23 protein-coding genes are annotated in these 25,171 nt (G+C 56.7%); 9 read left to right on the forward strand and 14 right to left on the reverse strand.

All coding sequences use genetic code 11. From position 1 onward, the window contains the following. Positions 1-342 precede the first annotated feature (342 nt). Complete coding sequence (locus ACK5JN_RS12965) at positions 343-861, forward strand: REP-associated tyrosine transposase (RefSeq protein WP_416870563.1); 519 nt, start codon at positions 343-345, stop codon at positions 859-861. A gap of 39 nt (positions 862-900) precedes the next feature. On the opposite strand, the gene ACK5JN_RS12970 is transcribed toward ACK5JN_RS12965, so the two are convergent. Further along, positions 901-1,521 carry a flavin reductase family protein gene (locus tag ACK5JN_RS12970; RefSeq protein WP_416870564.1) on the reverse strand — a complete coding sequence of 207 codons (621 nt, stop codon included), beginning with the start codon at positions 1,519-1,521 and terminating at the stop codon, positions 901-903. Between the two features lie 96 nt (positions 1,522-1,617). Here ACK5JN_RS12970 and rlmF point away from each other — a divergent pair, with 96 nt between their 5' ends. After that, a complete protein-coding gene (gene rlmF / locus ACK5JN_RS12975) occupies positions 1,618-2,544 on the forward strand; it encodes a 23S rRNA (adenine(1618)-N(6))-methyltransferase RlmF (RefSeq protein ID WP_416870565.1) in 927 nt (308 codons plus the stop codon). Positions 2,545-2,585: 41 nt separating this feature from the next. On the opposite strand, the gene glnQ is transcribed toward rlmF, so the two are convergent. The 5 genes from glnQ to rhtA form a co-directional block, all read right to left on the reverse strand. Continuing rightward, positions 2,586-3,308 carry a glutamine ABC transporter ATP-binding protein GlnQ gene (gene glnQ / locus ACK5JN_RS12980; RefSeq protein ID WP_416870566.1) on the reverse strand — a complete coding sequence of 241 codons (723 nt, stop codon included), beginning with the start codon at positions 3,306-3,308 and terminating at the stop codon, positions 2,586-2,588. Beyond that, positions 3,305-3,964 (reverse strand): glutamine ABC transporter permease GlnP, encoded by a 660-nt coding sequence (gene glnP, locus ACK5JN_RS12985; protein ID WP_416870567.1) that lies wholly within the window; start codon positions 3,962-3,964, stop codon positions 3,305-3,307. The genes glnQ and glnP overlap by 4 nt, the downstream gene beginning before the upstream one ends. Positions 3,965-4,073: 109 nt before the next feature. Next, complete coding sequence (gene glnH / locus ACK5JN_RS12990; RefSeq protein ID WP_064548477.1) at positions 4,074-4,820, reverse strand: glutamine ABC transporter substrate-binding protein GlnH; 747 nt, start codon at positions 4,818-4,820, stop codon at positions 4,074-4,076. Positions 4,821-5,183: 363 nt separating this feature from the next. Next, positions 5,184-5,687: a DNA starvation/stationary phase protection protein Dps gene (dps, locus tag ACK5JN_RS12995; protein WP_416870568.1), complete on the reverse strand. Its 504-nt coding sequence runs from the start codon at positions 5,685-5,687 to the stop codon at positions 5,184-5,186. 292 nt (positions 5,688-5,979) lie between these two features. Continuing rightward, a complete protein-coding gene (rhtA, locus tag ACK5JN_RS13000) occupies positions 5,980-6,867 on the reverse strand; it encodes a threonine/homoserine exporter RhtA (protein ID WP_416870569.1) in 888 nt (295 codons plus the stop codon). A gap of 354 nt (positions 6,868-7,221) precedes the next feature. Here rhtA and ompX point away from each other — a divergent pair, with 354 nt between their 5' ends. Further along, entirely contained in the window at positions 7,222-7,731 is a 510-nt protein-coding gene (gene ompX, locus ACK5JN_RS13005) for an outer membrane protein OmpX (RefSeq protein ID WP_416870570.1), read from the forward strand. 74 nt (positions 7,732-7,805) lie between these two features. Here the strand turns inward: ompX and ACK5JN_RS13010 are convergent, their stop codons facing one another. The 3 genes from ACK5JN_RS13010 to mntS form a co-directional block, all read right to left on the reverse strand. Then, entirely contained in the window at positions 7,806-8,759 is a 954-nt protein-coding gene (locus tag ACK5JN_RS13010) for a nickel/cobalt transporter (protein ID WP_416870571.1), read from the reverse strand. 114 nt (positions 8,760-8,873) lie between these two features. Further along, entirely contained in the window at positions 8,874-10,454 is a 1,581-nt protein-coding gene (locus tag ACK5JN_RS13015) for a phosphoethanolamine transferase (RefSeq protein WP_416870572.1), read from the reverse strand. 256 nt (positions 10,455-10,710) lie between these two features. Then, positions 10,711-10,836 (reverse strand): manganase accumulation protein MntS, encoded by a 126-nt coding sequence (gene mntS, locus ACK5JN_RS13020; RefSeq protein ID WP_064548484.1) that lies wholly within the window; start codon positions 10,834-10,836, stop codon positions 10,711-10,713. Between the two features lie 181 nt (positions 10,837-11,017). Between mntS and mntR the strand changes: the two genes are divergently transcribed. The 4 genes from mntR to ACK5JN_RS13040 all read left to right on the forward strand — a co-directional run bounded on the left by mntR (position 11,018) and on the right by ACK5JN_RS13040 (position 14,895). After that, positions 11,018-11,491: a manganese-binding transcriptional regulator MntR gene (mntR, locus tag ACK5JN_RS13025; protein ID WP_065355588.1), complete on the forward strand. Its 474-nt coding sequence runs from the start codon at positions 11,018-11,020 to the stop codon at positions 11,489-11,491. Continuing rightward, complete coding sequence (locus ACK5JN_RS13030) at positions 11,488-12,600, forward strand: anion transporter (protein ID WP_416870573.1); 1,113 nt, start codon at positions 11,488-11,490, stop codon at positions 12,598-12,600. Before mntR ends, ACK5JN_RS13030 begins: the two co-directional genes overlap by 4 nt. A 186-nt stretch (positions 12,601-12,786) precedes the next feature. Further along, positions 12,787-14,163 carry a glycoside hydrolase family 1 protein gene (locus ACK5JN_RS13035; RefSeq protein WP_416870574.1) on the forward strand — a complete coding sequence of 459 codons (1,377 nt, stop codon included), beginning with the start codon at positions 12,787-12,789 and terminating at the stop codon, positions 14,161-14,163. Between the two features lie 15 nt (positions 14,164-14,178). Then, on the forward strand, positions 14,179-14,895 hold the full coding sequence (locus tag ACK5JN_RS13040; protein WP_416870575.1) for a GntR family transcriptional regulator: 717 nt from the start codon (positions 14,179-14,181) through the stop codon (positions 14,893-14,895). Between the two features lie 109 nt (positions 14,896-15,004). Here ACK5JN_RS13040 and ldtB read toward each other — a convergent pair whose 3' ends face one another. Further along, complete coding sequence (gene ldtB / locus ACK5JN_RS13045; protein WP_416870655.1) at positions 15,005-15,925, reverse strand: L,D-transpeptidase; 921 nt, start codon at positions 15,923-15,925, stop codon at positions 15,005-15,007. A 218-nt stretch (positions 15,926-16,143) separates the two neighbouring features. On the opposite strand from ldtB, the gene ACK5JN_RS13050 reads away from it, so the two are divergent. Further along, complete coding sequence (locus tag ACK5JN_RS13050) at positions 16,144-17,736, forward strand: ABC-F family ATPase (protein ID WP_416870576.1); 1,593 nt, start codon at positions 16,144-16,146, stop codon at positions 17,734-17,736. Positions 17,737-17,808: 72 nt separating this feature from the next. On the opposite strand, the gene ACK5JN_RS13055 is transcribed toward ACK5JN_RS13050, so the two are convergent. Together ACK5JN_RS13055 and ACK5JN_RS13060 are read right to left on the reverse strand one after the other, a co-directional pair. Beyond that, the gene (locus ACK5JN_RS13055) at positions 17,809-20,208 is read right to left on the reverse strand and encodes a TIM-barrel domain-containing protein (protein ID WP_416870577.1); all 2,400 of its coding nucleotides are present in this window, start codon (positions 20,206-20,208) and stop codon (positions 17,809-17,811) included. 14 nt (positions 20,209-20,222) lie between these two features. After that, entirely contained in the window at positions 20,223-21,524 is a 1,302-nt protein-coding gene (locus ACK5JN_RS13060) for an MFS transporter (RefSeq protein ID WP_416870578.1), read from the reverse strand. A gap of 299 nt (positions 21,525-21,823) precedes the next feature. On the opposite strand from ACK5JN_RS13060, the gene ACK5JN_RS13065 reads away from it, so the two are divergent. Continuing rightward, a complete protein-coding gene (locus ACK5JN_RS13065) occupies positions 21,824-22,927 on the forward strand; it encodes a LacI family DNA-binding transcriptional regulator (protein WP_416870579.1) in 1,104 nt (367 codons plus the stop codon). Here the strand turns inward: ACK5JN_RS13065 and ACK5JN_RS13070 are convergent. Next, on the reverse strand, positions 22,894-24,159 hold the full coding sequence (locus ACK5JN_RS13070; RefSeq protein ID WP_416870580.1) for a DUF1479 domain-containing protein: 1,266 nt from the start codon (positions 24,157-24,159) through the stop codon (positions 22,894-22,896). The two genes, ACK5JN_RS13065 and ACK5JN_RS13070, sit on opposite strands and share 34 nt — an antisense overlap. A 101-nt stretch (positions 24,160-24,260) precedes the next feature. Beyond that, complete coding sequence (locus ACK5JN_RS13075; RefSeq protein WP_416870581.1) at positions 24,261-25,070, reverse strand: Cof-type HAD-IIB family hydrolase; 810 nt, start codon at positions 25,068-25,070, stop codon at positions 24,261-24,263. Between the last annotated feature and the right edge of the window lie 101 nt (positions 25,071-25,171).

Below are 25,171 nucleotides of genomic sequence, written 5' to 3' on the forward strand. Positions count from 1 at the left end.
TTTTTATTAAATGATGTTGATAATGATTGTGAGAAGCATTATCAAAACGCGTAACTTTTTATCACTCATTGAGTTAAAAATAAATACATTGATTTACAGTTTTAATGTTTTTTATACGTTGAGCTTACATTTTGTGGGCTTCCCGGGGTCGCTTGCGCTCGCCCGGGCTACCTGGGCTCGCTCGTGCGACCCAATATGTAGCCCGGGCGAGGCATCCATGCCGACCCCGGGGCGGCTAAAACAAAATTTTGCGTGCCGTTATCCATATTCAAAACGCTTAACTTGCTGCGTCTTACGCCCATGTTTACGCTCCCCGTCACCAAATCCAATGCAGGAGGTCGTATGGTTCATTACCGTCGTCATTACCTCTGTGGTGGCACCTGGTTCTTTACCGTCAATCTGAGAAACCGGCGTCGCTATCTTCTCACTCGCCATATCGCGGCGTTACGCCAAAGCCAGCGCGTGCGACCTTTTACGGTCGATGCATGGGTGGTGCTGCCGGAACATATGCACTGTATCTGGACCTTGCCGCCGGATGACGCGGACTTTTCGCTACGCTGGCGGGAGATAAAACGGCGCTTTACGCTGGCGATTAATCAGCGCGATCTCTGGCAGCCACGCTTCTGGGAGCATACGATTCGCGACGCAGTCGATTACCAGCGGCACTGTGATTATTGCTATTTCAATCCGGTAAAACACGGTTGGGTGAAGCGTGTGGCAGAGTGGCCGTTTTCGTCGTTTCATCGGGATGTCCGGCGCGGATGTTATCCGGCGGACTGGGGTGGGAAAGATGTCGATATGGCGGTGGGGGAGCGGGCTTTCCCTGCGTCGCTGCGCTCGGCCGGGCTACCCAATTTGTAGCCCGGGCGAGGCGTTCACGCTGACCCCGGGTAGAGAGAATCACCCCCGGCGCGCGTCGGGGCGAATTAAATCGAAACGATGGCTCTCATCAATGGTGTAGTAGGCGGACGGGCCACCGGCGCGCAGCACCGGCTGGGCGCGCGCGGTCTGGTAGATGCCCTCTTCAAGCAGAGATTCATCAATATGAATGCCAACCACTTCGCCGAGCACTAGCCAGGTTTCCACCGCGGTACCGTCGGCGCCGGTAAGCTGAATGCACTGTGAAAGCCGGCACTCAAAGTTCACCGGGCTTTCCGCCACGCGCGGCGCGTTGACCAGCTGGCTCGGGGCGGCGGTCAGCCCGGCGCGGGCAAACTCGTCGTCGCCGTGGGGCAGGGAGGCGGAAGTTTCATTCATCGCCACCGCCAGCGGGCGGGTCGTCAGGTTCCAGACGAACTCTTTGGTCTCAACGATATTCTGCACGCTATCTTTCCAGCCGCTGCTGGCGAAACCGATGATCGGTGGGCGATAGTTAAAGCAGTTAAAGAAACTGTAGGGTGCAAGATTGCGTCGCCCTGCGGGATCGACGGACGAGATCCAGCCGATAGGGCGTGGCCCAACGATAGCGTTGAGCGGGTCGTGCGGCAGTCCGTGGCCGTGGGCAGGTTGATAAAAGTACATGGCGCACCAGTCATTAATAAGCAGGAATCCAGACTCCCTTATTTACCGCACCGCCGTCAACGGGTATCTTACGCCGCATTACGACAGGAGAAAGTCATGAGTACCCAAAAACCGGGGTTGCATCCGCGCAACCGCCATCACAGCCGCTACGATCTGGACGCGCTGCGTCAGGCCTGTCCCGCGCTGAGCGATTTTATTACCCTCAACCCGGTTGGGGAGCAAACCATTAATTTTGCCGATCCGCAGGCGGTGAAGACGCTGAATAAAGCCCTGCTGGCGCACTTTTATGCGGTAAAAGAGTGGGATATCCCGGAAGGATTTCTCTGCCCGCCGGTACCCGGCCGCGCGGACTATATCCATCACCTGGGCGACCTGCTGAGCGATGAAAACGGCAACGTGGTGAAAGGTGCCAACATTCTGGATATCGGCGTCGGCGCTAACTGCATTTACCCGCTGATTGGCGCGCACGAATACGGCTGGCGCTTTACCGGCAGCGAAACGCATCCGCAGGCGTTTGCCAGCGCGCAGGCGATTCTTAGCGCCAACCCATCACTGAACCGTATGATTCGCCTGCGCCGTCAGAAAGATACCACCGCGATGTTCAACGGGGTGATCCACAAAAACGAGCAGTACGATGCCACCCTGTGCAACCCGCCGTTCCACGACTCCGCAGCAGCGGCCCGCGCCGGGAGCGAGCGTAAGCGCCGCAACCTGGGGCAGGATCGCGATGATGCGCTGAACTTTGGCGGCCAGCAGCAGGAGCTGTGGTGTGAAGGTGGGGAAGTGGCGTTCATCAAACAAATGATTGCCGAGAGCAAAGGCTTTGCCCGTCAGGTGATGTGGTTTACGTCGCTGGTGTCGAAAGGGGAAAACCTGCCGCCGCTGTATCGGGCGTTAACCGACGTTGGTGCGGTGAAGGTGGTGAAAAAAGAGATGGCCCAGGGGCAGAAGCAGAGCCGCTTTATTGCGTGGTCATTTATGGACGACGAACAGCGCCGTCGTTTCCTCGCCCGCAAGCGCTAACAAAAACGCCGTTTACCCCGGCTGGGATAAACGGCGATACATCAGGAAACGTGCTGCAGGAACTCCTGCAAACGCTGGCTTGGCGGGTTCTTCACCAGCTCCTGCGGGTTGCCATCTTCGGCAATCCGGCCTTTATCGATAAAGATCAGGCGCGAAGCCACCTTCTCAGCAAAGCCGATTTCGTGGGTGACGATGACCATCGTCATCCCTTCTTCCGCCAGATCCTGCATCACCTTCAGCACTTCATGACGCAGCTCCGGGTCCAGCGCCGAGGTGGGTTCATCGAAGAGCATCATTTTCGGCTTCACCGCCAGCGCACGGGCAATCGCCACGCGCTGCTGCTGGCCGCCGGAAAGCTCGGAAGGGTAGTGGTGCGCGCGTTCCGCGAGTCCCACTTTCGCCAGCAGATCTTTAGCCAGCTTCTCCGCCGCGTCTTTTTTCAGACCGCGTACGCGAACCGGGCCAAACATCACGTTTTCCAGCGCCGTCAGGTGCGGGAACAGATAGAACTGCTGGAACACCATGCCGGCTTCCTGCCGAATCAGGCGCTCGTCGACTTTCGGATCGTTCACCTTCAGCCCATCGACGATCAGATCGCCGCTGGTGATCTCTTCCAGTTTGTTGATGCAGCGCAGCAGCGTCGATTTCCCGGAGCCGGAAGGCCCGATAATCACCACCACTTCACCCTGCTTGATGTTCAGGTCGATGTTATGCAGCACCTGGGTTTGACCAAAGTGCTTAGAGACGTTTTTAAATTCAATCACAGGATTTTCATCCTTCTTTCCAGGCGGCGCAGAATAAAGCTCAGCACGAGCGTAATGATCAGGTAGAAGACGGCGACGGCGCTCCAGATTTCCAGCGCGCGGAAGTTACCGGCGATGATCTCCTGGCCCTGACGCGTCAGCTCGGCAACGCCGATAACGATAAACAGCGAGGTATCTTTAATGCTGATGATCCACTGGTTACCGAGCGGCGGCAGCATGCGGCGCAGCGCCAGCGGCAGGATCACGTGGGTGATGGTCTCACGGCGAGACAGCCCCAGCGCCAGGCCCGCTTCGCGGAAGCCTTTATGAATTGACAGCACCGCGCCACGGGTAATTTCCGCAATATAGGCGCCGGAGTTGATCATGATGGTGACCACTGCGGCGGTGAAGGGGTCAATGCGTAAATCGTTAAACGCCATCGGCAGGGCGAAGTAGATAAACATCACCTGTACGACGATCGGCGTTCCGCGGATGACTTCAATGAACACCAGCGCGATGTGGTTGGCGATCCAACCGCCGAATGAACGGGCAAAGCCTGCGGCCAGACCAATGACAAGGCCGCCGATGAGGCCGAGGATCGAAATCCACAGCGTCATTTTAGCGCCTTCAATCAGTAGCGGAATGGCGGGCCAGATGGCACTCCAGTCAAACTGCATAATACGTTCCTGTTACCGTGGTGAAAAACAAATCCCCAGCGCCGGGCCGGGGAAACGCCAACAAACCGCCGGGGCAACGCCGCCGGCGGTTGTGGAGAGGTGTGGCTTATTATTTTGGTTCAGTACCGAACCATTTTTTGTAAATTTCGTTGTAGGTGCCGTTCTCACGCAGCGTTTTCAGTGCGCCGTTCACTTTTTCGCGCAGTTCGTCGTTGCCTTTAGAGAACGCAATACCGTACTGCTGAGCTTCCAGCGATTCGCCTACCGCTTTGAACTGACCGTTACCGGCCGTTTTGATGAAGTAGAGGATGTTTGGCGTATCGTGCAGCACCGCGTCAGCGCGATTGGTGCCTAACTCCATGTAGGCGTTATCGATGTTCGGGAACTGGCGCAGGTCTTTGGTCTTGATATTCGCTTTCGCGTAATCAACCGAGCCGGTACCGCCTTTCACCGCCACCACTTTGCCATCCAGGTCTTTCACGCTCTTGATGTCATTATTGTTGGCTTTCACCATCACCAGCAGGCCGCTTTTGTAGTAGCCGTCGGAGAAGTCGATCGCTTTTTTACGCTCGTCGGTAATGGTAATGCCCGCCAGCGCCAGATCGACGTTTTTGGTCTGCAGCGCCGGGATAATGCCGCTGAAATCCATCGGCTTCAGGGTGTAGTCCAGCTTCAGCTCTTTCGCAATTGCCGCCCACAGATCGATGTCAAAGCCGACATACTGATTACCCTGCTTGAACTCGAACGGAACGAAGGCCGTATCCGTTGCTACAACCAGCTGTTTTTCAGCAGCCTGAGAAGAGACTGCAAACGCCAGAGTGAGTGCAGCCAGTGAAACTTTAAACATTGACTTCATAGCATTTCCTTTTATATCCACGGGGCAATCCCCTGCGATAACAAACGGCTTATGAAAAAATCGTGCCAACTTCACAATCAGTTGTTTCTTAACAAAAAATGCCTTTTCGATTGCACAATATCGGAAAAATAACTACCGGTTTGCACCAGATTGGGGCACCAAAGCGGTGCGCAAAAAGTGCGTTGTTAAGTATGGCGTTTTTTAGCGCAAACGCAGAGGAGAAAACAATCTTTTATTAACGATTGTGTGAGGTGGTTATTACAAATTGTTTACTTTGGTGGGGTTTCTGTTCGGATGACTGCACTTTTGTGGTGCAAATCCCTCCGGTGGAGGGACCGGAGGGAGATAAGATTTTCCTATGGGTTATTCAATATTGGCCTCAATGAACCACAGGAATTTATCGAGGTCTCGGGAAGCGGCGGTGAAGATATCGGCGGTGTCTTCATCTTTGGCTTCACCGATGGCTTTACGCACGTCGTTAGCGACAATCGCATAGCGCTCGGCCAGCGCTTTCAGGTGATCCTGAACGCTGGTGATATCCAGCGGATAGCTTTTCAGCGGCGTCTGGGCATTAATCACCTGAGTGGTACCCAGCGCAATCCCGCCCAGCTGCACGGCACGTTCTGCCATGGTGTCGAGATGATCGGTCAGCGCCGTGCGGAAGCCGTCGAGCATTTCATGCACGGCAATAAAGTTGGCGCCGCGCATATTCCAGTGCGCCTGTTTGGTAATCAGCGACAGATCGATAAACTGAAGAACCTGACGGTTGAGTAACGCAACGGTAGCCTGCTTTTCGTTTTCCGGAACGTCGTTACGCGTATAGAGAAGTTGGGCGTTTTTGGTTTTAACCAGTTTTGCAGTACTCATAATCATATATCCTCTTGATCCGATACACCTATTACAGCGGATGTATCTGCGTCCTCATGAATTAACGAAAACAAGTATAGCACCGTGAGCGAGACGGTATTTTCTGATTCTGCCTATAGGTTTGATAGGAACGCGAAGATGTCTATATAAGTCGTTTAAAAACAATTAGATATATTTTTTACTCGAGTTGTATATATTTTTTAAAATTATTTTTTTGATAAAAAATAAGAATTTATGCACTTTATGATTGATATTATGCATAGTGGCTCGCACTATGCATAAATAAGAAAAATCAACCCACATCGACCTGTTTTATTTTGCTTTCCTGACGCATGGTTAATGTTGAACCCATAGACGCCAGAATAATGGCCCCCAGCGCCATCGACTGGCTAAAGGTCAGCGTCTCGCCAAGGAAAACCATGCCGGACATCGCTGCTAAAGCGGGCTCCATGCTCATTAATGTCCCAAAGGTGCGCGTGGGCAGACGCGTCAGGGCGATCATCTCTAGCGAGTAGGGCAGTGCGGTAGAGAGCACGGCAATTGCCAGGCCCAGCGGTAGCAGCGACCAGTGCCAAAGTGCATCGGCGGCCTGGATCGCGCCCAGCGGGACAAAGATGACGGCGGCAATCAGCGAACCCATCGCCACCGTCGCCGGGCCATGCTCTTCACCGGCGCGGCGGCCACTCAGAATATACACCGCCCAGCCGGCCCCGGCGCCCAGCGCCAGCAGCGCCCCGGTCAGGTCAACGTGCGCGACGTCCTGTCCCAACGGCAGCAAGAACCACAGGCCCATGACCGCCAGAATCACCCAGATAAAGTCGACCGGGCGGCGTGAAGAAAACAGCGCCACCGCCAGCGGCCCGGTGAACTCCAGCGCAACCGCAATGCCCAGCGGGATGCGCTGCAGCGATAGATAGAAGAGATAGTTCATTGCGCCGAGCGACAGCCCGTAGAACAGCAGCGGCAGACGCTGCTCTTTCGAGAAGCGCAGTCGCCACGGCTTAAACACGACCACCAGGATTAACGTACCCAGTGCCAGACGCAGCGCGGTAACGCCGGGGGCGCCAATCAGTGGAAACAGCGATTTAGCCAGCGATGCGCCGCTCTGAATGGAGATCATTGAGATCAGAAGGACGAGTATCGGTAACCATGCGGGTAACTTGCGGCGCGTGCTGGACATCTTTTTCCTGTCAGTATTTGTCAAAAGAGGTAAAAGCGGCAGTGTAATGGAAATAGTCGGCCACGGTTGAGGTATTGTTGAAAAAAAATCGTGCCGGAACGAGTAGAATTTACCGAGTCGATGGATATTTCGTCTACAAAATTAGGAATTATCTGGAAATTTAAACGTAAATTTTACCGTGATGAACATAAGATTTAACGTAAAAATGCGTTTAAAATGAAGGTGATAGTCATTGGTGGAAAACTTTTGTTACATCAAAGGTGAACTTAGACATCATCAGTTCCAAAGAGTTTCTTAACAATTTTTGATATATTTAAAACTTACGGATTTATTAGAAGCACATTTGAGGTGGTTATGAAAAAAATTGCATGTCTTTCAGCACTGGCCGCTGTTCTGGCTGTTTCCGCAGGTACCGCAGTAGCTGCAACCTCCACCGTTACCGGTGGTTACGCTCAGAGTGATATGCAGGGCGTCGCTAACAAAGCTGGCGGCTTCAACCTGAAATATCGCTACGAAGCAGACAACAGCCCGCTGGGTGTGATCAGCTCCTTCACCTACACTGAAAAAAGTGACACCCAGAACGGCGTGTACACCAAAGGTCAGTACTACGGCATCACCGCGGGTCCGGCTTACCGTCTGAACGACTGGGCAAGCATCTACGGTGTAGTCGGTGTTGGCTACGGTAAAGCACAGGGCAACCAGTTCCCGAACAACGACAGCACCAGCGACTACGGTTTCTCCTACGGTGCTGGTCTGCAGTTCAACCCGATCGAAAACGTAGCGCTGGACGTATCTTACGAACAGTCTCGTATTCGTAGCGTTGACGTTGGTACCTGGATCGTTGGTGCCGGCTACCGCTTCTAATCACTCAGGTGATACAAAAAGGGGTCTTATGACCCCTTTTTTAATGCCCTTTGTAACGCCATTTCCCGCCCGATTCAACACCCCGCCGCAATATAATCACCGTTAGCGCTGATCGGAATCACCGTCAGAAACAGCACCGTAGCAAACAGCATCAGCATTACGCCGCCGGCGATTTTTACTGCAGGCATAACCCAGCGTTGCCCCGATGCGCCGCCAAACAGGGCCATGGTCCGTTCGCGCGCGTAGCGTACCGCCAGCGACAGCCCGAGGATCGACAGCGCCGTCCCTAGCGCCATGGTCATCACTGCGGCAATGCCCCATGTCACAATGCCCAGCGCGTTGGCGAACAGCAAAATCATGATGGCGCCGCTGCACGGCCGCGCACCAATCGCCAGAATGACGCCAAGCCGCGTTTTCCAGTCGCTTTGTACCAGAGAGGCCCCCACGCCGTGGTGACCGCAGCCGCAGCTTTGGTCATGCTGATGCAGCGGTTTAAGCGCGGAAATCGTCAATTTCCGCGGGCGCAGGCTGCTAAGCGCCTGATAAATCACAAACAGGCCGAAGGCGCCAATCATCACCGCGCTGATTTTTTCGATATACCAGCGGCTGGTGCTGAGATCGCCGGAGGCCAGGTTAAAGCCCACCGCCAGGATAAAGACAAACAGAATCGCGCTGACGCCCTGCATCAGGCTGCCGATAAACGGCACCACGCGCGCGGCGAGCAGGCTCTCCTGGTTCGTGCTCAGGTAGGTGGTGACGATAAATTTACCGTGCCCCGGCCCGATAGCGTGCAGCACGCCATAAAAAAATGCGCCAACCAGCAGCCATACGCCGCCGCTGTATTCATGATTGTTGAGCTGCAACAGGTACATCACCAGATAACGGTGCAGGGTGATTTGGGTGGCCAGGCACCACTGTATAAACGCGTTCCAGTGCGCGTGCAGCGTAAAGGCGGCGGCGAGCAGCAGCAGTATCATTAGCCCGGCGGTAGGGAGGCGCCAGTCGCGCGTGAGACGTTGTGCGATCATCGTATAGCCTGCATCAGAAGGTCGTGAGGACAGTATAGTAATGCAACGGCGGGGCGATCCGCCATCCGTTTACCGCGGTTAACGGTCAACGGATGGCGGGAGAGTGTGGGGAAATTAGCTTTTCGGATCAAATAGATCGGTTTTCAGCGTGTCGTAATCGACTTTTTGTAACTGGAAGTTGGTGATGTAGACCTTGCCCGCTTTCTGCGACGAGATAAAGCGATACTTCGGCGTGATTTCTTTGGTCTGGATCCCGGTCCACTGCGAGAAGAAGCTCAGGAAATCGTTGGCCGAACGACGCGCTTTGATCACCTTGTGCGCTTTGTCATCGCTGGAAAGCACCATAAATGGCACCTGGAAATTCTGCTGATACTTATCATCGTGCGCCAGATACTGCACCGCTTTGCCGCGCTCTTTAAACGCCAGCCCATGGTCGGAGAAGTACACCAGCGAGAAGCTGTCGGTGTTACGGCGTAGCTGATCGTAGAGCTGGTTCAGCAGGCTGTCGGTTTGCGTCATGCTGTAGAGATAGCAGGATGTCTCTTTCGACTGCACGAACTGCGCGTACTTACCCTGGGTACGGTCACAGGCCTGCGGATGCGAGCCCATAATATGCAGCACGATCAGCTGCGGCTGGCTACGCGTGGTGGACAGCACCTGGGCGGTCATCTTCAGCAGGTCTTCATCGCGGCTGTTTTTATCCGCTTCAAAGTCGCCGCTTTTCAGGAAGTGCGCTTCATCGGCGCGCTTAGCGATACTGGCAATGGCCGTATCGTACTCGCCAATCTGCCCCTGATTGGAGAACCACCAGGTCTGGAAACCGGCGCGGTTGGCGAGGGTCACGAAGTTGTCCTGGAACTGCGGTTTGTCGTCGACCACGCGGTTTAGCGTCAGCCCCAGCGATTTCTGCGTCGACCCGCTGGCGGCGATGTAGTTGGTAAACAGATAGCCGTTGACCGAGCTGGCAAACGGCGTGTTGTCCCAGTGGCCGCCGAAAGCGCCCAGCGCATCGCGACGCGCGCTTTCACCGATCACCACCACGTAGGTATGGTACTTCGGCTTCACCGCGACCACGTTCCAGGTGTCTTTCATGTTGGAAAGCTCAGCCATGCGCCGCTGTTCGTCAATCACCTCGCTGTTATTCACGATGATGTCTTTCACGAAGCGGAAGGCCGGGTAGCCGCTATCTTTCAGCTTAAACCCCCAGCCATCGATCTTGTTTTGAATCGGCTGAACGAAGAACACGCCGACGCAGAAGATAAGGCACAGGGTGTCCATCAGGCCCCAGCGGGTTTTCGCCGCGGCTTTGCGTCGCACGGCAATGACGCCGAGCGCAAAAATAAACACCGCCACCAGGTAGCTGTACCACGGGAAGATGGTAAAGATTTCCGTCGACTCTTCCACGTTGGTGGAATGCAGCGCCAGCAGGGTATTGAAGTTTGGCGCGCCGTAGGCCTGGCTGAACGGGAAATAGAGCGCGGCGACGAGTGAATAAACCCCCAGCAGCACCTTCTGCACGTTGGGCAGCGTGCGCCACAGCAGGTGCAGCACGCCGGTAAACGCGACCGCATACAGCAGGCTAAACGGATAGCCCAGCGCCAGGTTTATCAGCAGCGACTGTAAAAAATAAAATCCCGTCCACGGGCTAACGGCCAGCCCACGTGCGGCGAGAGTGTCTTTCAGGGTTAGATTCATAGATAACAACGAGTAAAACGCCATGTGCGTCCCCTGGCGTCAAGGGGTCTTTATCGGCCAGACGATGCGTAAAGAGGGGAAAGCAAAGTACAGGGCTGCAAGAAGATAAAGCGAGCTTATTGTTGGGTCAACTACTGATAACGAATTGTTTTGGGAGGGCGATTACAAAACCAGAAAAAAGGCGGGGTTTTTGGGCGCAAACGGGTAGGTTGCCAGCAAATGATGACAGCGTGATGAAGCGGCGTCGCGACGCCGCTTAGCGGGACGGGGTGTCCTGTTGGGATTTGTTGTTGAACAGGTCGCACAGCATACCGATCAACATCAAGCGTACTTTAAAAGGAGAGTGACTAAACACGCTGATACACCTCTTGAATTCGTTCATGGTTCCTCCTGCTTTCTGGCCCGTCAATCCGTGATGAGCGTTTGCATTACATACAGATATAGCACAGGCTATATTTTATAGCTATGGCTAAAACGTTAAATTTTTGTGCTTGGGTCACAATCCATTACAATGGGCGCACTTGATATGACGCGTTCCGGCGTCACACAGATGAGGAAGCTTTATGGGCCGTCGCGCAGGTACGCCAATAACAAAAAAAGTGACGCAGCTGGTTAACGTTGAAGAGCACGTTGAAGGATTTCGCCAGGTGCGTGAAGCGCATCGTCGGGAGCTGATTGACGACTATGTCGAGCTGATTTCCGATCTGATTCGCGAAGTGGGCGAGGCGCGGCAGGTCGATATGGCGGCACGTCTGGGCGTTTCCCAGCCGACGGTGGCCAAAATGCTCAAGCGCCTGGCCGGCGTGGGGCTGATTGAACAGATCCCGTGGCGCGGCGTATTTCTGACGCCGGAAGGGGAGAAGCTGGCGCAGGAGAGCCGCGAGCGCCATCAGGTGGTGGAGAACTTCCTGCTGGTACTTGGCGTCAGCGCGGATACCGCCCGTCGCGATGCGGAAGGCATTGAACACCATGTCAGCGAAGAGACGCTGGACATGTTCCGGCAGTTTACCCTGAAGCACGGGCAATTCGTGGAATGAATCTTCCTTTTATTCGGTCGCTGGCGCGCGACCGTTTTCTCCATCTGCTGATCCTCGTCGGCGTTCTGCTGAGCCTGTTTGTTCCTTTCGCTCCCGCGCGCTGGCCGGCGGCCATTGACTGGCACACCATTATCACCCTGAGCGGGCTGATGCTGCTGACCAAAGGCGTTGAGCAGAGCGGATATTTTGATGTTCTGGGGCGCAAAATGGCGCGCCGGTTCGTGACCGAACGCCAGTTAGCTATCTTTATGGTGCTGGCGGCGGCGCTGCTCTCGACCTTTCTGACCAACGACGTGGCGCTGTTTATCGTGGTGCCGCTAACCCTGACGCTGAAAAAGTGGTGCGCGCTGCCGATTAACCGGCTGATTATCTTTGAGGCGCTGGCGGTGAACGCCGGTTCGCTGCTTACGCCGATCGGTAACCCGCAGAACATCCTGCTGTGGGGGCGCTCGGGGATGTCGTTCCCGGCCTTCACGCTACAGATGCTGCCGCTGGCGCTGGCAATGATGGCGACGCTGCTGGTGCTGTGCTGGTGCTGCTTCCCGGCGAAAAAGCTGGTGTTTCAGAGCAGCGATCGTACGCCGGAGTGGCAGCCGCTGCTGGTATGGAGCTGCCTGGCGTTTTACCTGATTTTCCTCGCCGCGCTGGAGATGAAGCAGGAACTGTGGGGGCTGGTACTGGTCGCCGCGGGCTTCCTGCTGCTGGCCCGCCGCGTGGTGTGGAGCGTGGACTGGTCGCTGCTGCTGGTGTTTATGGCGATGTTCATCGACGTGCACCTGCTGACGCAGCTGCCGATATTGCAGCAGGTGCTCGGCGGCGTCGGTACGCTGTCCGGCGCGCCGCTGTGGCTGACGGCGATTGGTCTGTCGCAGGTGATTAGCAACGTGCCGTCAACGATCCTGCTGCTGAACTATGTCCCGCCGTCGATGCTGCTGGCGTGGGCGGTCAACGTCGGCGGCTTTGGTCTGCTGCCCGGCTCGCTGGCGAACCTGATTGCGCTGCGCATGGCGGCGGACAGGCGCATCTGGTGGCGCTTCCATCTGTACTCTATTCCGATGCTGCTGTGGGCAGCGGCGGTGGGGTATGGGCTGCTGTTGATTCTCCGCTGAATCTTTCCCGGGGTCGCGTACGCTCGCCCGGGCTACATTTGAACCGTAGCCCGGCCAGGCGAAGCGCCGCCGGGAAAAAATCTCTCTGACTCACAAAAAACGATCTTCCCGGTTGCGCGCTTTTTCGGCTTTGCGGCATATGACTAGTCATGAAATTTAAATGACTAGTCATATAGGAGCCGAATCATGAAACCATCACTGCCCGCCAACTTCCTGTGGGGCAACTCCGTCTCGAGCATGCAGACCGAAGGCGCCTGGAACGAGGGCGGAAAAGGGATGTCGGTGTACGATATCCGCGAGCCAAAAGAGTTTGCGTCCGACTGGAAGGTGGCGACCGACTCCTACCACCGCTATGAAGAAGATTTCGACCTGATGAAAGATCTGGGCATGAACTGCTACCGCTTCCAGATTGCCTGGAGCCGCGTGTGCCCGACGGGCGACGGTGAGTTCAACGAGGAGGGCATTGCCTTCTACGAGCGCTTTATTACCGGCCTTATCGAACGCGGTATTGAGCCGATGATCTGCCTCTACCACTTCGACATGCCGCTGGCGCTGGCGGAAAAATACAACGGCTTTACCGATCGCCGCGTGATGGAAGCCTTTATCCGCTACGGGAAAAAGATGATCGACTGCTTTGGCGACCGGGTAACCTGGTGGCTGACGTTCAACGAGCAGAATCTCTACCATATGCCGGAAACGTTTTTGATCTCCGGTTATATGCGCGGCGAGAAAACGCTACGTGAGCTGTATGAAATTCAGCATCACGTGATGATGGCGCATGCGCATCTGACCAACTATCTGCACGAAACCAAACCGGGCAAGCTGATGGGCGGCATGCTGGCGCACGCGCAGGTGTATCCGGCCACCTGTAAACCGCGCGACGTGTTCTGCGCCCAGCAGCTGGATGAATTCTTCAACCAGAACCTGCTGCGCGCCTTCGCGGGCGAGGGCTATAGCCCGGAAGTGCTGCACTTTGTGAAGCAGGCGGGCTTCAGCGATATCTACCGTGAGGAGGATCTGGCGGTGCTGGCGACCATGAAAAACGACTATATGGCGTTTAGCTACTACGCCAGCCGCACGCTGGACAGCGACCCGATCCCGGAAGGCACGCCGGTCAACAACTACATGCTATTCGGCGATAAGCCTAACCCGCATCTGAAGGCCACCGAATGGAACTGGCAGATCGATCCGCTCGGTTTTCGCAGTATCATTACCCGCTATTACAATGACTGGCGTCTGCCGGTGTTCCCGATTGAAAACGGCATTGGGGTCATTGAGCAGTGGGACGGGGAAAATCCGGTCGCCGACGATTACCGCATCGCCTATCATCGCGACCATATTAACGCCATGAAAGAGGCGATTTTTGAAGACGGCGCGCAGGTCATTGGCTATCTGGGCTGGGGGCTGATTGATATTCTCAGCTCGCAGGGCGATATGCGTAAGCGCTACGGCGTGGTGTACGTCAACCGGGAAAACCACGATTTAAAAGACCTTAAGCGGGTGCCGAAGAAAAGCTATGCCTGGCTAAAACGCGCCATCCATAGTAACGGCGAAGAGATGTAATTACAGGAGCGGGTGATGGCAGCGAAGTACGTGGCAATAGCGCGGGAAATTAAAAAACGGATCATCAGTCGGCAGTATCCCGCCGCGGAGCCATTGCCCGACCAGTTTGCGCTGGCGGCCGAATTTGGCACCAGCCGGATGACCATTCAGCAGGCGATGCGCCAGCTGATTGTGGAAGGGCTGGTCTATACCCGTCAGGGGCAGGGAACGTTTATTCGTAAAAACTTCCTCCAGCTCTCCCAGTGGGATATCCACGGCAGCGACTATGCTGGCGCGACCGAAACCTGGGAGCACCTGGGCACGGTGGAAAGCCAGGTGATTCGCTTCGAGCTGCGCTTTCCCAGCGAAAAGGAACAGGCTTCGCTGCTGATTAACGCCGACGCGCCGGTGTATGATTTTGTGCGTCTGCGGCTGCTCAACGGCGAGCCGCTATCGCTGGATATCACGGTGATGCCGGTGTCGCTGGTACCGGGCTTAAGCAAGGCGCATCTCGAAAGTTCGGTGTTCCGCTACGTGCAGGAAAATCTGGGGCTGAAGATGATGGGCTCCTACCGCGTGGTGCGCGCGCTGAAGCCCAGCGATCTGGACCAGCAGCACCTACAGTGCGAAGCGAGCGACCCGATTCTGGAGGTGGAGCAGGTGATTTACCTGGACGACGGTACGCCGCTGGAGTATGCGCACTGCCACTATCGCTACGATCACGGGGGGATTGTGATCGTCAATAATGGATAAAAAAAGGGCGGGTGATTAACCCGCCCTTTTTGTAGCCCGGCCGAGCCGCATCAGCGGCGACGCCGGGATCTCTCCGGCGTCACTGCGTTCGGCCGGGATACTTTTATTATCAGTTCAGACGAACCGGCATACCGGAACGGTTTTTCACCGCCTGGTCAACGATGCTCTGGTCAACGTCAGATTGGCTGGTCACCGCCTGAACGGCCTTATTCAGGACTACCGGTACCGTTTCACCGCCTTCGAACTGCGCTTCGGTGGTCGACAGCGGGTTATGCACTTCAATAAAGCGGCTACCGTCTGGCTCGGTAGTGGCTTTCACCGGCTCATCAATAAACTGGACGCGGGTGCCGACCGGCACGTTCTCGAACAGGAATTTGATGTCTTCGTTACGCAGCCGCACGCAGCCGTGGCTCACGCGCAGGCCGATACCGAAGTTGGCGTTGGTACCGTGAATGGCATACAGACGGCCAATGTACAGCGCGTACAGGCCCATCGGGTTATCCGGGCCAGCCGGAACCACTGCCGGCAGCGGGTTACCCGCTGCCGCATATTCCGCGTGCATTTTCGCCGTCGGGGTCCAGGTCGGGCCCGCTTTCTTACGTTCTACCTTGGTGGTCCAGTTAATCGGGGTATCTTTACCCAGCTGGCCGATACCGATTGGCAGCACGATCACGGTGTTGGTGCCTTTCGGGTAGTAATACAGACGCATTTCGGCGCTGTTGATGACGATACCTTCATGCACGGTATCCGGCAGGATCAGCTGCTGAGGGATATTCAGCACGCTACCGCCTTTCGGCAGATAGGTATCGACGCCCGGGTTAGCTTCCAGCATATTAGACAAACCCATCTGGTACTGGGCGGCGAAGTACTCCAGCGGCTGTTTGTTGTCGTCAGGAATGGTGATGACCTGATTCTGGCCGACAATACGGCTACCGTCGGTCGGCAGCGGATAGGTCACCGCTGAGGCCGAATTGCAGAAACCTACGACAGCGAGCGCCGCAGCGAAAAGCGTTGTTAATTTCATGTTCATGTTGTGCGAGGTATCAGTGCCATTACAGCGGTTGTTTGGGAATTCAGACTGTTGGTAGGAGCGCATTATATGTGCATTCCTTGTCGCAGGGAATTCGGATGTGTACGAAATCACATTTTTTTCACTTGCGTTACAGTTTAGCCGTTGGCAAAGGCGGGCGCTTTTTATTCGGAATTGTGGCAGAATAGGGAGTTTGTCACATTCTTCAGGATACTCCCGTGTTAGTTACCAGCAACGTCACTATGCAGTTTGGCAGTAAGCCGCTGTTCGAAAATATCTCCGTCAAATTTGGCGGCGGCAACCGTTACGGCCTGATTGGCGCCAACGGGAGCGGTAAATCCACCTTTATGAAAATTCTCGGCGGCGACTTAGAGCCGACGCTGGGCAACGTCTCCCTCGATCCGAACGAGCGCATCGGTAAGCTGCGCCAGGATCAGTTCGCCTTTGAAGAGTTCTCGGTGCTCGATACCGTGATCATGGGTCACAGCGAACTGTGGGAAGTCAAACAAGAGCGCGACCGCATCTATAGCCTGGCCGAAATGAGCGAAGAGGACGGCTATAAAGTCGCGGACCTCGAAGTGCTGTACGGCGAAATGGACGGCTACTCCGCGGAAGCGCGCGCCGGTGAACTGCTGCTGGGCGTGGGCATTCCGCTGGAGCAGCACTATGGCCCGATGAGCGAAGTTGCGCCGGGCTGGAAGCTGCGTGTCCTGCTGGCGCAGGCGCTGTTCTCTAACCCGGACATCCTGCTACTCGATGAACCGACGAACAACCTGGACATCGACACCATTCGCTGGCTGGAGCAGACGCTGAACGAACGCGATAGCACCATGATAATCATCTCGCACGACCGTCACTTCCTGAACATGGTGTGTACCCACATGGCGGATCTCGACTACGGCGAGCTGCGCGTGTACGCCGGTAACTACGATGAATACATGACCGCTGCCACCCAGGCGCGCGAGCGTCTGCTGGCCGATAACGCCAAGAAAAAAGCGCAGATTGCTGACCTGCAATCCTTCGTCAGCCGCTTTAGCGCCAACGCCTCGAAATCTCGCCAGGCAACGTCTCGCGCCCGTCAGATTGACAAGATCAAGCTCGACGAAGTGAAAGCCTCCAGCCGCCAGAACCCGTTCATCCGCTTTGAGCAGGATAAGAAGCTGTTCCGTAACGCGCTGGAAGTGGAAGCGCTGGCTAAAGGATTTGAAAACGGTCCGCTGTTTAAGAACTTTAACCTGATGATGGAAGTGGGCGAGAAGATTGCCATTATCGGCGCCAACGGCGTGGGTAAATCCACCATGCTGAAAACCCTGGTCGGCGAACTGACTCCGGATAACGGCACCGTGAAGTGGTCTGAAAACGCCAGCATTGGCTACTATGCGCAGGATCATGAATACGAATTCGAAAACGACATGACGGTATTCGAATGGATGAGCCAGTGGAAGCAGGAAGGCGACGACGAGCAGGTGGTGCGCGGTTTCCTGGGCCGTCTGCTGTTCAGCCAGGACGATATCAAAAAACCGGCGAAGGTGCTGTCCGGCGGTGAGAAGGGCCGTATGTTGTTCGGCAAACTGATGATGCAGAAACCGAACATTCTGGTGATGGATGAACCTACCAACCACCTGGATATGGAATCGATCGAATCGCTGAACATGGCGCTGGAAATGTATCAGGGCACCCTGATCTTCGTTTCTCACGACCGTGAGTTTGTCAGCTCGCTGGCGACCCGCGTGATCGAAATTACGCCGGAGCGCGTGGTGGACTTCAGCGGTAACTACGAAGATTACCTGCGCAGTAAAGGCGTGGAGTAATTCCTCTGCGGCGCTTTCCCGGCGTCGCGTTGCTCGGCCGGGCTACATGATTGAGTAGCCCGGCCGAGGCGTTTACGCCGACGCCGGGAATCCCGGTGCCAGCATCACCCCATTATCGCACGCGCTTTTCTCTTCGCCGTTAATCAACAGCCGACGTTTCTCTCCTTCCGGCAGCGTCACCTGCAACGCTTTCCACGCCGGACGATAGTCGCCGCGCGCGTTCACCCGCAGATCGATAGTTGTCGCCGAACAAACCATCTCCCACTCCAGCCACAGCGCGTTACCTTCCTGATATCCCCACGACTCGCCGTCATCCTCAAACAGCATACCGGTAGAACGGCCCACGCCCTTAACCGGGAACAGCTTCAGCTCACGCGAGGTATCTTCTTCTGCTTTCACGTAGCTAATACGCTCGCTCAGCGGTAGGCCCGCGCCAGCGCGCACCAGCAGCGGCAGTTTTTCCAGCGGCGCGTCGAGGGTGATCCACTGGCCGCCGCTGAACCAGGCGCCGGTATAGAAATCGTACCAGCCGGTCTGGTTGTCCGGCAGCCAGACGCGACGCTGGCGCTCGCCGGCCTCTACCACGCTCGCCACCAGAATATCGCGGCCGAGCAGGAAGTCGTCGCACTCTTCAAAGGTTTGCGCGTCGTGCTCGTGGTCAAGGAAGGTCGGGCGCAGCATCGGCTCGTCGTCGGCGTGCGCCTGCCACAGCAGGGTATAGAGATAAGGCATCAGGCGGTAGCGCAGCTCAATCGCGCTGCGGATCGCCGGGGTCACGCCGGGGTACATCCACGGCTCGTTGACCGTCTGGTCATCGTTCCACGAGTGGATGGTAAAGCGCGGATGCATCACGCCGTTCTGTACCCAGCGGACAAACAGCTCCGGGTCCGGCTTATCGCCGGAGAAGCCGCCGACATCGTGACCGAGGTTATACAAGCCGGAGAGGCTCATGCCCAGTCCCATGCGGATGTTATAGCGCAGCGTGTCCCAGTTGGTGCGGTTGTCGCCACTCCAGGTCTGCACGTAGCGCTGCATCCCGGCGCAGCCGGAACGGGAAATCAGATACGGGCGCTTGTGCGGCGCGAAACGCTGCTGCGCTTCCATTGAGGCGCGGATCATCAGCAGCGGCATTACCGGGCGAATATGCTTAATGGCAATCTCTTGACCAAAGCCGTAACAGCGCGCTTCGCCGTCCCACACTTCAAATTCGTTGTTATCGTTCCAGGTGGAATCGATGCCCATTTCCAGCAGCTGGGTGGTTACGCCGTCCTGCCACCACGCCACGGTTTTCGGGTTCGTAAAGTCAAGGTGCGAACCTTCGTCGTCCCAGAAGCTGGAGCGCTCCGGCTCGTCGCTTTCTGAATCGCGAATAAACAGCGCCTGCTCCGCCACCTCGCCGTAGCGCGGGTGATCCTGCAATAAGCACGGCTTGATGTTGGCGGCCAGGTGCAGCCCGGCATCGTGGAACGCCTGGCTCATCACTTTCGGCTGCGGCACTTTGTCGTAGTTCCAGTTGAACACGTAGCGCTTGCCGTTAATCGAGGTATAGCCGGAGGAGAGCTGGAACGAATCGCACGGAATCGCGTGCTCGTCGCACAGGCGGATAAAGTTCATCAGCTGGTTCTGCGCGTCCGGCGCGTCGGTGTAGTGCATGGTTGAGCCGCTGTAGCCGAGGCTCCACTTCGGCCCGAATAGCGTTTTACCGGTCAGGCGGACAAAAGCTTTGGTAACGTCCAGCACCCGCTCGCCGGTAAACAGGTAGTAGTCGATATCACCGGCTTCCGCCTGCCAGCGGCGGTAGGCGGTGTGGTAGTTATCGATCTCGTTGCCGAGATCCAGCCAGCAGCTGCTGAGGTTGTCATAAAACAGCCCGAAGCTGATATCGTCGCGGCGGGTAATGGTAAACGGAATGTGCTTATACAGCGGGTCGGTACTGACCGCGTTGTAGCCCATGGCGTCGAGGTTGCGCATCTCGTAGCGTTTGCCGTTACGCTGCAAATCGCCTGCCTTATCGCCCAGGCCATAAAAACGCTCGTCTTTACGGCGGCTCTGATAGTGCGCCACGCCGTCGCCGTGGGCGTTGACCAGATAGGCGCTGGTCGGGCGGTCGTTGACCAGCGCCTGCCACTCGCCTTCGGCGTTGCGGTAGTGCCACTCGATCCACAGCGGCTGGTGGACGGTGGCGCGCAGGGAGTCGGTGGCGATAATCACGCTATCCTCCTGCTGGCTCAGCGTCCACGCAGGCAGGCTAAAGCCGCTGAGATCCTCGCGGCTGCGGCCTTCCCAGGGCACATCCTGCGCGGGGGCGATGCTCCAGGTGCGGTCCAGCGCCAGTTCGCCTTTGCGTTTTAACAGCACGCGAAACAGATTTTCTTCCAGTACGTACAGGCACAGCGTGTGCTGGCCGTCGACCCGCAGTTCGACGTGATGGGTTGACTGTTTTTGCAGGGTCCAGTTTTTCAACGTTTTCATATTTACATCCACTATCAGGCGCGTTTCGCGCGGCGTTCAGCAATAAAGGCAACCAGGAAGACAGCGCCAATCAGGTCGAAGAAGCCCATGGCGACAAACAGCGGGTTGAAGCCGATTTTGTCGGCGGTCACCCCGATAATCAGTGAGAACAGGAAGCTCGCAATCCACGCGGCAGAGCCACGCATGCCGTTGACGGTGGCCATCTGGCCTTTGTCGAACGACTCCACCACCAGCGCGCTCAGCATGCAGGAGATAATCTGGTGGCCGAAGCCGCCAATCGACATCAGCACCACGGCGATGATCGGATCTTTAGTGACGGCGACGATGGCGAGCGACACCATCAGGAAGGCCCCGGTGACGGAGCTTGCCACGGTAGAGTTCACGCGCGAGCAGCCGAACAGGCGCACATACAGGCGGGTTAAATAGCCGCTTGCCACGCTGCCGAGATCGGCGGCCAGGAAGGGCAGCCAGGCGAACAGGGCGATCTGCTTGAGATCCATGTTGTACTGCTTAGCAAAGTAGAGCGGCATCCAGAAGCTGAAGACGGCCCACGCCGGCTCCGCCATAAAGGCCGGGATGGCGATACCGTAGAAGCGTTTGTTTTTCCCCACGGTTTTCAGCGCGGTGAGGAACGGCAGCTTCACCGGCGGCGCTTCGTTGTCCTGGCGGATATAGTCCAGCTCGGCTTTGCCCAGATTCGGGTGTTTATCCGGGTTATGGTAGAACGCCCACCACAGCACGACCCACGCCGCCGCCAGAACGCCGGTAAACATAAATGCGCCCTGCCAGCCGAAGGAGGCGTGGGCAAAATAGATGATTGGCGGCGCCAGCATCGCGCCAATTGAGAAACCTACGCCAGCCCAGCCCGCAGCGACCGGGCGCTCCGCTTTCGGGAACCACTCGCCGATGGTTTTGGCGTTGGCCGGGGTCGCCGCCGCTTCCGCGCCGCCCATAAAGAAGCGCAGCAGCGCCAGGTGTACCCAGTTACCGGCCCCGGCGTGCAGCAGGCAGGCCAGCGCCCACAGGCTGGCGCAGATCATAAAGCCCAGCTTCAGGCCAATGACGTCAATCAGCCAGCCGCACAGCGGCTGGAATAGGGTGTAGGCAATCTGGAAGGCGCCGACGATCCACGAATATTGTTCGGTGGTGATGCCGAGGCTGGTTTTCAGCTCCGGTGCCAGGATCCCCAGCGAGTTACGGGTGATGTAGTTAACGGTGACGCCGAGTAAAAAAAGCACCAGCATCCACCAGCGCAGGTTTTTGACGACACGGCGGGTCTTGCTGGCCGTCATTTCATTATTGATACCCTGGCTCATAGGGATCTCCACAGGATAATGTCGGGAACGGTGGGGCAACCGTGCGGAGAGTTGTCACACCACTTTTGGTAAGATTTTGATAGTTATTACTTTTGTTGTTATTCACTTCCGCCGTGCTTGTATGGAAGTTGTTCTACCAATCCACCTTAAGAGACAAAAAAAGTCCGGGAAAGCGAGTTTTGTGCACGTTTTTTCATAGCGTGCTGATATACAGTACGTCTACGTATTTCAGGCCAGGCAGGATAAGGATTTTTTCTCATGAAAATTCTTTCATTTCTGAATTAGAGGCAGATCACAGAATGGAAAAGAAGCTGAAAATCGCCGAAATCGCCGGGCGTACCGGGCTGTCTGCCAGCACCGTTTCGCGGGTGCTGGCGGGGAAAGCTAACACCAGCGTTCGTGCCCGTGAGCAGGTGCTGGCCTGCGCGCGCGAGCTGGGGGTGATGGACGGCATGGCGGCAGGAAGAATGCTGCTTAATAGCCTGATTGTCTTCGCGCCGCCGAGGGCGTTTGACGAGCGGTCCGACATCTTTTACTACCGCGTGATTCAAAGCATCAGCAAGGCGCTCGCGCCGCACGAGGTGCGCCTGCGCTATTGTGCGCTGGACGAAAACGACAGCGACCCGGCGCTGTTTTTGTCGCGGATGAACGAACCCGAAACTCAGGCGGCGATCCTGCTGGGCATTGACGATCCGCACATTCACGATCTGGCGGCCGATCTCGGCAAGCCCTGCGTCTTGATCAACTGCCGCGACGATCGGATGCGGCTGCCGGCCATTGCGCCGGATCACCGCATGATTGGCGCTTTTGCCGCTCGCTACCTGTTTGAGATGGGCCACCGCGAGGTGATGAACGTGATGTGCCTGCGCCGCTACACCATGGAGCAGCGGCTGGCGGGGATCAAAGAGTCGTGGCGGCAGCATAATCTGGCGTTTCAACACGAGCGCGATTTACTCAACATCAGCAGTTTCAGTGCTAAAGGGGCCGAAGAGAAGGTCGGGGCGTGGCTGGATGCGCTGGGGAGTCGGCCGATGCCAACCGCGTTTCTGGTCGGCGGCGACTTTATGGCGGCGGGGACGGTCAACGCCCTGCGCCAGCGCGGGCTGCGGGTACCACAGGACGTTTCGGTAATGAGTATCGATGGCTTCAATCTGGCGGCCATCGAGGACGTGCCGCTTACGGCGGTTCACGTCCCGCGCGATGAGCTGGGGGTTGAGGCGGTGCAGATGCTGCAACAGCGGCTGATTCGCCCGGACGCGCCGATGGGCTCACTGCTGCTGCACGGGCGTCTGGCGGTGCGGGAATCGGTGCGGCGAGTGCGCCCCGGAAAAGGGCACACCGCCGTAGAACGGGAAGGGCTGTACGACAATCAGGCGTCGATGCCGAGCGCGCGCTTGCCGTGAATATTGAGGTCGGTGAGGGTAAAGCGCCCCTGCCAGCCGGCCTCGTAGTCTTCGCGCGGGAAATCCCCCGGCGACGCGCCGCGTTCCAGCGCCGCCTTCACCTTATGGGCGTAGGCGAGATTTTTGGCGCACATCGGCGCGGCGGGGATATACATCACGTTGCCCCAGCCCTGCTGGTTTTCCACCGGCGCGACCGAGTGAATCACATCGCAGTGCCACCATACCGAATCACCGGCTTCCAGCGCCGGAATAGAGGTGAGGGCGCTGATGAGCAGCGGGTGCCACTTCTCTGAAATCGGCAGCACTTTCCCCGGCGCCACGCCGCACAGCTCGTCTTCCGGCACGTCGTCAAGCAGCGGACGCAGCAGCACGTAGGCCATCGCTTCCGGAATCGGCACTACGTGCAGCAGCCCCTGATCCGGGATCATGTCCGACAGCGCCGTCCAGCCCTGGAAGGTGCGGAATACCGAGCATTTGGTGGTGTTATCCACGGTGTACTCTTCCACCTCGGTGCGGTGCGCCGCGTTCCACGGATCGTACTGCTCGACGTTACCGTTAAAGACGCTGGCGAACACCTGCTGATAAGCCGGAAGCAGCCAGCGCTCCAGCGCGCCGGAGTCAGTATGCGCCCCCAGCCCTTTTGAAGTGGTGCCCGGCGGACGGCGGCGAATACGGTCCGGATAAATCACGCTGATATCCGGGTTGAACCACTGCTTACCGTCGCTCTCCACCTGCCACAGGCGGTTGAGGAACGACTGCGTGAGCGCCATTTCCTCGCTCTGCCGCGCCTGCATCTGCGCCTGCGACCAGTAAATGGGGTAAATCTCCGGGCGCGACGCGTCGAGCGAGCCGAAGAAACTGTCGCCCGGCCCTTTATACACGTCGTCGAAATGATTGAGGTCGAGATAGTCGAGCATCGAACGGTCCCACGCCAGCGCCTGCTCGCGCGGGAAGTGGCCTTTAATCACCGCGCAGCCGCGGCGTTTTATCTCGGCGCGGGTGGCGTCGCTGACCTTGCCCGCCGCCAGATCGGCAAACGGGATCACCGGCCACACCGGCTGCCCCTGCGCCTTCAGGGCGTTAATTTCCGCCACGCGAGCTTCAATGGTGGCGCTCAGGCGGTCGAACACCGCCTGCACGTCGCCAATCTGCGCGCGCAGCGCTTGCTTCATCTGACGAATGGCCGCTTTTGGGTCGGTGGGGAGCGTTTCGTGGGTAAAGGTAACCGTCATATCAACCTCGCAATCTTTCGTTCGAAAGTAATTTGGCTTACAGTTGATACTTTGAGTTAAAATAAAGTTAATGCAAGTTTAAAGTGTTGGGGCTACGGGGATCAGAAGGGGGAGGTGCCGTCGAGCACGGCCTGAATCACGTTCAGCGCACCGTCGTGGTTGTTATCGTCGGTCTGATAGTCGGCAATGGCTTTAATATGTTCGCCGGCATTACCCATGGCAAAAGCGTATTTCACCAGCTTAAGCATTTCCGCGTCGTTGCCGCTGTCGCCAATCGCCACGCACTGCTGCGGGGAGAGCTGCCAGCGCTTGAGCAAGCGGCTGATACCGTTGGCTTTATGCAGGCCGGGAATGATTAAATCGACAAAGCCAAAACCGCTGGTTACCGGCTTCATGATGCCGTCGAGGGAAACGTGCAGTTTATCGACCAGCTGCGGAATATCGCTGTCCGGCAGGTTCAGCGAGAACTTAAACATCTTATCGTCAACGTCGTGGAAATTGGCCACTCGCTTGAGGCGATAGTAGTGTTTCGACATCAGCGCAACCAGCTCTGCCGGCGCGCGGTCGCTGATATAGGCGCTTTCGAGGCCACAGGCGACGAAATGCATCTGCGGATCTTTCAGCAGTTCACCGAGCACCACCTGGTACTCATGACGCGTCAGCTCGCCGTGGAACAGCTGCTGACCGTGCTCATACACCAACGCACCGTTTTCAGCGACGTAGGAGATGCGGTCGCGGATCTCGGGGAAAAAGGTCATTAATTGATAATACTGGTTGCCGCTGGCGACAACGAATTCAATGCCACGTGCTTGAAGCTGTTCAAACTGCGCCAGAAACCGCGAACGGTCGTAGGTTTTGGCGTCATTAAGAAAAGTTCCGTCCATGTCTGTGACGATAACTTTAACGGTCATACAAGATGCTCCTGGTGTAACTCCGGCCAGAAACAATTTAATTACAATGTGAGCTAAAGCACAAATTTTATTTCATTCGAAAGAAAGGCGGTGGGTCGCTG

The sequence above is a fragment of the Kluyvera sp. genome, assembly GCF_047971185.1.
GTDB lineage: Bacteria > Pseudomonadota > Gammaproteobacteria > Enterobacterales > Enterobacteriaceae > Kluyvera.

Coding starts and splice junctions, on each gene's coding strand:
- ACK5JN_RS12965 (WP_416870563.1), top strand. CDS start 343: ATGGTTCATTACCGTCGTCATTACCTCTGTGGTGGCACCTGGTTCTTT.
- ACK5JN_RS12970 (WP_416870564.1), bottom strand. CDS start 1,521: ATGTACTTTTATCAACCTGCCCACGGCCACGGACTGCCGCACGACCCG.
- rlmF (WP_416870565.1), top strand. CDS start 1,618: ATGAGTACCCAAAAACCGGGGTTGCATCCGCGCAACCGCCATCACAGC.
- glnP (WP_416870567.1), bottom strand. CDS start 3,964: ATGCAGTTTGACTGGAGTGCCATCTGGCCCGCCATTCCGCTACTGATT.
- glnH (WP_064548477.1), bottom strand. CDS start 4,820: ATGAAGTCAATGTTTAAAGTTTCACTGGCTGCACTCACTCTGGCGTTT.
- dps (WP_416870568.1), bottom strand. CDS start 5,687: ATGAGTACTGCAAAACTGGTTAAAACCAAAAACGCCCAACTTCTCTAT.
- rhtA (WP_416870569.1), bottom strand. CDS start 6,867: ATGTCCAGCACGCGCCGCAAGTTACCCGCATGGTTACCGATACTCGTC.
- ompX (WP_416870570.1), top strand. CDS start 7,222: ATGAAAAAAATTGCATGTCTTTCAGCACTGGCCGCTGTTCTGGCTGTT.
- ACK5JN_RS13010 (WP_416870571.1), bottom strand. CDS start 8,759: ATGATCGCACAACGTCTCACGCGCGACTGGCGCCTCCCTACCGCCGGG.
- ACK5JN_RS13015 (WP_416870572.1), bottom strand. CDS start 10,454: ATGAATCTAACCCTGAAAGACACTCTCGCCGCACGTGGGCTGGCCGTT.
- mntS (WP_064548484.1), bottom strand. CDS start 10,836: ATGAACGAATTCAAGAGGTGTATCAGCGTGTTTAGTCACTCTCCTTTT.
- mntR (WP_065355588.1), top strand. CDS start 11,018: ATGGGCCGTCGCGCAGGTACGCCAATAACAAAAAAAGTGACGCAGCTG.
- ACK5JN_RS13030 (WP_416870573.1), top strand. CDS start 11,488: ATGAATCTTCCTTTTATTCGGTCGCTGGCGCGCGACCGTTTTCTCCAT.
- ACK5JN_RS13035 (WP_416870574.1), top strand. CDS start 12,787: ATGAAACCATCACTGCCCGCCAACTTCCTGTGGGGCAACTCCGTCTCG.
- ACK5JN_RS13040 (WP_416870575.1), top strand. CDS start 14,179: ATGGCAGCGAAGTACGTGGCAATAGCGCGGGAAATTAAAAAACGGATC.
- ldtB (WP_416870655.1), bottom strand. CDS start 15,925: ATGAACATGAAATTAACAACGCTTTTCGCTGCGGCGCTCGCTGTCGTA.
- ACK5JN_RS13055 (WP_416870577.1), bottom strand. CDS start 20,208: ATGAAAACGTTGAAAAACTGGACCCTGCAAAAACAGTCAACCCATCAC.
- ACK5JN_RS13060 (WP_416870578.1), bottom strand. CDS start 21,524: ATGAGCCAGGGTATCAATAATGAAATGACGGCCAGCAAGACCCGCCGT.
- ACK5JN_RS13065 (WP_416870579.1), top strand. CDS start 21,824: ATGGAAAAGAAGCTGAAAATCGCCGAAATCGCCGGGCGTACCGGGCTG.
- ACK5JN_RS13070 (WP_416870580.1), bottom strand. CDS start 24,159: ATGACGGTTACCTTTACCCACGAAACGCTCCCCACCGACCCAAAAGCG.
- ACK5JN_RS13075 (WP_416870581.1), bottom strand. CDS start 25,070: ATGACCGTTAAAGTTATCGTCACAGACATGGACGGAACTTTTCTTAAT.